At 63.4% G+C, this 6,272-nt stretch carries 4 protein-coding genes; all 4 read right to left on the bottom strand.

All coding sequences use genetic code 11. From position 1 onward, the window contains the following. Nucleotides 1-123: 123 nt before the first annotated feature. A complete protein-coding gene (locus QRN11_RS01940) occupies nucleotides 124-1,839 on the bottom strand; it encodes an ABC transporter family substrate-binding protein (RefSeq protein ID WP_285249649.1) in 1,716 nt (571 codons plus the stop codon). Nucleotides 1,840-1,900: 61 nt separating this feature from the next. Continuing rightward, nucleotides 1,901-4,138 (bottom strand): ABC transporter ATP-binding protein, encoded by a 2,238-nt coding sequence (locus tag QRN11_RS01935; RefSeq protein WP_285249648.1) that lies wholly within the window; start codon nucleotides 4,136-4,138, stop codon nucleotides 1,901-1,903. After that, on the bottom strand, nucleotides 4,135-5,124 hold the full coding sequence (locus QRN11_RS01930) for an ABC transporter permease (RefSeq protein WP_091419555.1): 990 nt from the start codon (nucleotides 5,122-5,124) through the stop codon (nucleotides 4,135-4,137). The genes QRN11_RS01935 and QRN11_RS01930 overlap by 4 nt, the downstream gene beginning before the upstream one ends. Nucleotides 5,125-5,126: 2 nt before the next feature. Beyond that, nucleotides 5,127-6,110, bottom strand: a complete 984-nt coding sequence (locus QRN11_RS01925) for an ABC transporter permease (protein ID WP_091419553.1) — start codon at nucleotides 6,108-6,110, stop codon at nucleotides 5,127-5,129. Nucleotides 6,111-6,272 lie beyond the last annotated feature (162 nt).

The raw sequence follows: 6,272 nt of genomic DNA, 5'->3' as shown, positions 1-6,272 counted from the left end.
ACCAGGCCCAAACACCAACAGCAGCTTGACGAAGAACATAGGGACACTCTCACTTCCTTAAAGAAATTGAGAGAGCGTCACCGGAAAACCCACATTAAGTGAGAGAGCGTCCCGGGGGCGAGGTTACTTCTTTTCCCAGCCGAGGGTGGTCCAGTCCGGAACCTGGGACAGGCTCTGGAACAGGGACGGTCCGTAGTTGGCCAGGCCGGTGCGGACGAAGGAGATCTGGGGCCCGTTCATGACCACGCCCATGGAGAAGTACTTCGCCATGTGTTCCTTCTCCACATCCATGGCTGCCTTGTTGCGCTCGGCGTTGTCCTCGATGGAGGTCAATTCCGCGATCTTCTTGTCCAGTTCGGCGTCGCCGAGGCCGTTTTCGTTGGTCTTGGAGTCGTAGTACTGCTTGACGGCAGACGTGGCGTCGGCGCCAACGGTGTAGCCGGAGACGCTCATGTCGAAGTCGCGGCCGCCGATCACCTTGCCGAAGTCGGCGGAAGCACGCTGGTCGATGCCGACGTCCATACCACCGGCCTGCAGCTGCTTCTGCAGGGTCTGGGTGAAGGCCAGGGTAGTGGGATCATCACCGAAGTTGCTGATCTTGAAGGCGGCGGGCTTGCCGTCCTTTTCCATGATGCCGCTGGCGTTCGCGGTGTAGCCGGCGTCGCTGAGCACCTTCTTGGCGGCATCGGGGCCGGTTTCCTTGACGGGGTAGTTGTCCTGGTAGTACTCGGAGAACGGCAGGAGCATCATGGAACCGGAGCTGGGCTCCTCCCAGTTCAGCCCGTTGAAGCGGACCTTGCGGAGGGCTTCACGGTCAACTGCCGCGAAGATTGCCTTGCGGACTGCCACGTCGGTGATCTTCTGGGCATTGATGTTCATGCCGCCGGCGAAGAGCCGCTGGCCGCGGCGGACCTCGGAGTTTTTGGTGCCCTCGAGCTGCTTGTAGAGGGCAATGGTGTTGGCGGACATGGCGTCGATTTCGCCGTTCTTGAAGGCGGCGATCTGGGCGCTGGTTTCAAGCTGGCGGAACACCACGTTTTCCAGCACGGGCTTGTTGCCCCACCACTTCTCGTTCGGCACCAGGCTCACGGTCTTGCCGGCCGCGTCGTACTGGTCCACCTTGAACGGTCCTGCCATCCACTCCGGGTGCATTTCGCCAACGAACCCCTCGTTGAAGATTTCCGGGGTGTTCACGGCCGGGTGGATGAGGCCAAAGTAAAGGTCCTCAAGAGGGTAGGTGGGCTGGGACAGCGTGGTGATGATTTCTTTGTCGCTGCTGCCTGCCTCTACCGACTCGACGAAGGCGTAGGACCCGGAGGAGACAATGTCATAGCCGGCATCCGGGCTCTTCAGGATGTTCCAGGTGTTCTGGAAAGTCTTGATGTCAATGGGAGTGCCGTCGTTGAAGGTGGCTTTGTCGTTGACCTTGATGGTGACGACCTGTTTGCCGTCCTTCACCTCGCTCTCCACGGATTCGCAGAAATCCTTATTGGGCGTGGCCTTGCCTTCGAAGTCCACCTTCCAGCAGCCGCCGATTCCGCCACCGGTGACCGCCACGGGGTTGATCGGGGCCATCAGCGCGGAGTTGTCCGAGCTGTTGCCGTTGTTGGAGAAGCCGTTGAAGTCCGGTCCGATGCTGCCCAGCGGAAGAGTGACTTTCCCGCCCTTTTCAAGATCGGCTGCCGGCTTCTCGTTGATGCTGATGAGCTTGGACAGATCGCTTCCCGCCTCCTGGCCCTTGGCCGTTTCCGGCCCGGTGGCGCCGCCACCGCCGCAGGCAGTCAGGGTCAGAGCCGCAGCAATAGCCGCCGCTCCGCCGATCTTGGTCAGATTCCTCATGGTGTTCCCTTCGTTGTTGCCGGTGGTGATGCTGGTGACGCTGGTGCTGGATGGAACAAATCTACGGTGCATGGCGGTCCGCCGGGTCGTGGACTACCAGCATGTCCTCGTCCAGTTCCCCGTCCGGGAAGAAGCAGGCGAAGCGCTGGTCGAGGACGGGCAGCGGGTTGGCCGCCAGTGCCTGGGCGGCCGCGGATGGTGCCACTGCTTCCAGCGGGGGTTCGAGGGTAAGGCACTTTTCCTTCTTCGCAGCCGGCAGGGCGGCGAACACGGGGCAGCGGGTGGCGAAGTTGCAGCCCTTGGGCGCATCCAGCGGCGAGGGCAGGTCGCCCTGCAGGATGATCCGCTCCCTGGTCCGTTCCACCCTGGGATCCGGCACCGGGATGGCCGAGAGCAGGGCGCGGGTGTAGGGGTGGCGCGGGTTGTCGAATACCCGGTCCACTTCGCCGATCTCCACGATCTTGCCCAGGTACATCACGGCAACGCGGTTGGAGATGTGCCGGACCACTGAAAGGTCATGCGCCACCAGGAGGTAGCTGAGCCCAAGTTCGGCGCGGAGCTTGTCCAGGAGGTTGATCACCCCGGCCTGGACCGAAACGTCCAGGGCAGAGACCGGCTCGTCGAGGACCACCAGCTTGGGATTCACCGCAAGGGCCCGGGCAATGCCGATCCGCTGGCGCTGTCCGCCCGAGAACTGGTTGGGGAAGCGGTTGACGTGGTCCGGCTGGAGGCCCACCAGCTTCATCAGTTCCATGATGCGCTTCTTGATGGACTGGCGGTCCATGCCCGCATTCTGGAGCGGTTCGGCGAGGACTTCGTAGACGGTGAAGCGCGGGTCCAGGGCGCCGGTGGGGTCCTGGAACACCATCTGGAGTTCCCGCCGCATGGCGCTCTTGGTCCGGGCATCGGCAGCCTGTTTGTTGCTGAGGCCGCCGATCACCACTTCGCCGTCCTGGTCTTTGTGGAACTCCATGATCTCCAGGAGCGTGGTGGTCTTGCCTGAACCGGACTCACCCACGATAGAGAAGCATTCCCCCTCACGGATGTCGAAGCTGAGCCCGTCCACGGCTTTCACCGTGCCGATCCTCCGCTTGAGCAGGGCGCCCCTGGTCAACGGAAAGTGTTTGCGCACGTCCTTCAGCTGCAGGACTGTGGTGCGCTCCCCGCGGGGGATGGAATCGAATTCGGACACCGGGACAGGCGGGGCCGAGAAGATGTCATGGACGTCAACCTCGCCGCCGAGTGACCCGGACTTGATGCAGGCGGCCCGGTGCAGGCTGCTTCCGGCCACCGGCGCGAGGGCCGGTTCACCGTCAAGGCAGGCCTCGGAAGCCAAGGGGCAGCGGGGCGCGAACGAGCAGCCGGTGGGTGTGTGGATCAGGTTGGGCGGAATGCCTTCGATGGGGACCAGCGAGGCCTTCTCCGCGACGTCCACCCGTGGCACGGCGCCCAGCAGACCCATGGTGTACGGCATCCGGGGGTTGTAGTAGATGTCCTCCACTGCTCCGGTTTCCACCGGCTTGCCGGCGTACATCACCATGATGTCGTCCGCCATGCCTGCCACCACGCCGAGATCGTGCGTGATCATCACGACGGCGGCGCCCGTCTCCTCCTGCGCGGTATGGAGTACCTCCAGCACCTGCGCCTGGATGGTGACGTCAAGGGCCGTCGTCGGCTCATCCGCGATCAATACACGAGGGTTGTTCGCGATGGCGATGGCGATCATCACCCGCTGGCGCATGCCGCCGGAGAACTCGTGGGGGAAGGCTTTCAGCCTGTCCTTGGGACTGGGAATGCCCACCATGGCCAAAAGTTCGACGGCGCGGGCTTCTTTGGCCTGCTTGCTCATGCCGGGATGGTGGATAGTGAGCGCTTCGATGATCTGGGTGCCCACGGTGTAGACCGGCGTCAGGGAGGACAGCGGGTCCTGGAACACCATGGAAAGTTCGTTGCCGCGGTAGGCGCACATCGCCTTGTCACTGAGGCCCAGCAGCTCCTTGCCATGGAGGCGGACCGAGCCCTTAATTTCGGCCGTGGCGGGCAACAGGCCCATGATCGCCAGCGAGGTGACTGATTTGCCGGAACCCGATTCCCCCACGATGCCGAGCGTCTTTCCGGGCAGGAGGTCAAAATCGACACCCCGGACGGCGTGCACCACGCCGTTTTCGGTGTTGAAGCTGACATTGAGGTCACGGACGGACAGGACGGCGTCGGTGGGACCGTGCAGCCCCGCGACGTGCAGCCGTTCCACCGTTGACTGGGGTTGTTCCGCGGGCCCGGCGGTGATTTCGCTGCTCATGAGGCGTTCCTCTTCACACTGGTATTCCGGGCTTTGCGCTTCCGTGCGCTGCCGCTGGAGCTGGAGCTGGGATCAAAGGCATCGCGCAGTCCGTCATTCATCATGGCCAGCGAGCCGGTGAGGAGGAACATCACTGTGAGCGGGACCCAGAACATCCACGGGAAGGTCTGCACCTGTGAGGTGGCTCCGCCGATGAGGACACCCAGGCTGACGTCCGGGACCTTGATGCCGATGCCGATGAAGGAGAAAGCCACCTCGGCAAGAATGGCCCCGGTGACCCCGCGGGTGACATCCAGGACCAGCAGCGAGCCGATGTTGGGGACCAGGTGGCGCCAGACGATGCGCCGCGGCGGGACCCCCATGTATTGGGCGGCCTTGACGTAATCCCGCTGCATCAGCGACATCGACAAGGACCGGATCAGGCGGGCGGTGCCCATCCAGCTGAAAACCAGCAGCACGATGATCAGCAGCAGCCAGGAGGGCAGGTCCCGTTTCAGCCCTGCGCCTCCGCCGCTCGTGGCCACTGCGACCACCAGCAGGGCGGGCATCATGATGAGCGCCTCGAGGACGAAGAGCATCACCTTGTCCGCCTTGCCGCCAAAGTACGCCATGGTGCAGCCGTAGACGGCGGCGATCAGGACGGACACAAGCCCCACCACGAGGCCGATCAGGATGGAGATCCTGGTGCCTTCGACCGTCATGGCGTAGAGGTCGATGCCTGCCTGGGATGTACCGAGGTAGTGCTCGGCCGAGGGCGGCATGCCGATGTTGAAGGGATCGATCGTCTCTTTGTCCCACTGGGTGAGGTACCCGCCGACGAACGAAAAAACTGTCAGGGCGAGGAAGATGACCAGGCCGGCCACAGCAGTCCTGTTGCGGAGGAAGCGGCGGAAGATAATGGTGTTTTTGCCGATAATGACGTCGGCGTTTTCCAGGTGCGCGTCCTGGGCGACGGCTGCCGGGTCGACGGCGTTGAGGTTGGTCATGGTTACTGCACCCGCACTCTCGGGTCAACAAGGGTAGTGGCGAAGTCCGCCAGGATGGCCCCGAGGGCGAAGATGACGGAGCCGTAGGCCAGCGTGGCGGTGGCGGCGTTGACGTCCTGCAGTGAGATGGCGTCGATGCTCCAGGAGCCCACACCGGGCCAGGCGAAGATCTTCTCTGCGAAGAACCCGCCGGCAAAGATGGCCGGGATGGTGAAAGCGATGCTCTGGGCTACGGGGATGAACGAAACCCGCAGTGCATGCCGCGAGATGGCCTGGTTGCGGGTGAGCCCCTTCGCGCGGGCGGTCCGGACAAAGTCTGCGTTGACGTTGTCCAGGAGGTACTGCCGCTGGGCTATCTGGTAAGAGCCCCAGCCCACGAGTGTGATCGCGATGGTGGGGACGGCGTAGTGCGCCAGCATGTCCACGAACTGCGCCCACCCCGGCGCTGTTCCGGGGGTGGAGATGCCGGTGACGAAGAAGATCCGCTCCCCCACTGTTTCATTGATATTGATGGCACCCAGCTGCACCAGGAAGTAGGCGATGGGGGCAGGCACAATGTAGGCAAGGTAGCTGTAGGAGGTGATGACGCGGTCCTGGAACTTGTATTGCCGCGCCGCGGAATAGACCCCCAGCGCCACTCCAATGACGAGCGTCAGGATGATGGAGGCCAGGAAGAGCCTCGTGGAGATCCAGACGCGGTCACCAAACTCGGCGTTGATGTAGGCTCCGTTGGGGCTGCGGCCCCAGTCCCAGCGGGTGACGATGGCCGTGAGCCATTCCACGTACCGCTCCCACGGGCTGAGGTCCGGGTCCAGGCCTTTGAGGCGCATGGAGTTCGCCACCTGCTCGGGAGTGGGGCGGGGAATGCGTTCCTGTTCCAGCAAGGCCGGCTTCAGGGAACTGACCGCCAGGAAGTATCCCGCCGAGGTGGTCAGGAAGATCATGAAAACGTACGTGATGCCGCGCTTTGCGAGGTACCTGAGCATGGGCCTAGTTCTGTTTCGCCGCCGCCAGCCGGACGTCGGGGCACCAGGGAGCCGGCAGGTGGGTCAGGGTATCGGGCAAATCAACAATCACGTGCTGGATCCTTCCGTTTTCCCGGCGGTGGCGGGGGTTGTGCCGCCTCGCCGGGTCCTTTGCCAGCGGGT

Source organism: Pseudarthrobacter sp. fls2-241-R2A-168, from assembly GCF_030209335.1.
Taxonomy (GTDB): Bacteria; Actinomycetota; Actinomycetes; order Actinomycetales; family Micrococcaceae; genus Arthrobacter.
The sequence above is the reverse complement of the archived record's forward strand: the minus strand, read 5'-3'. Positions and strand labels throughout refer to the sequence as shown.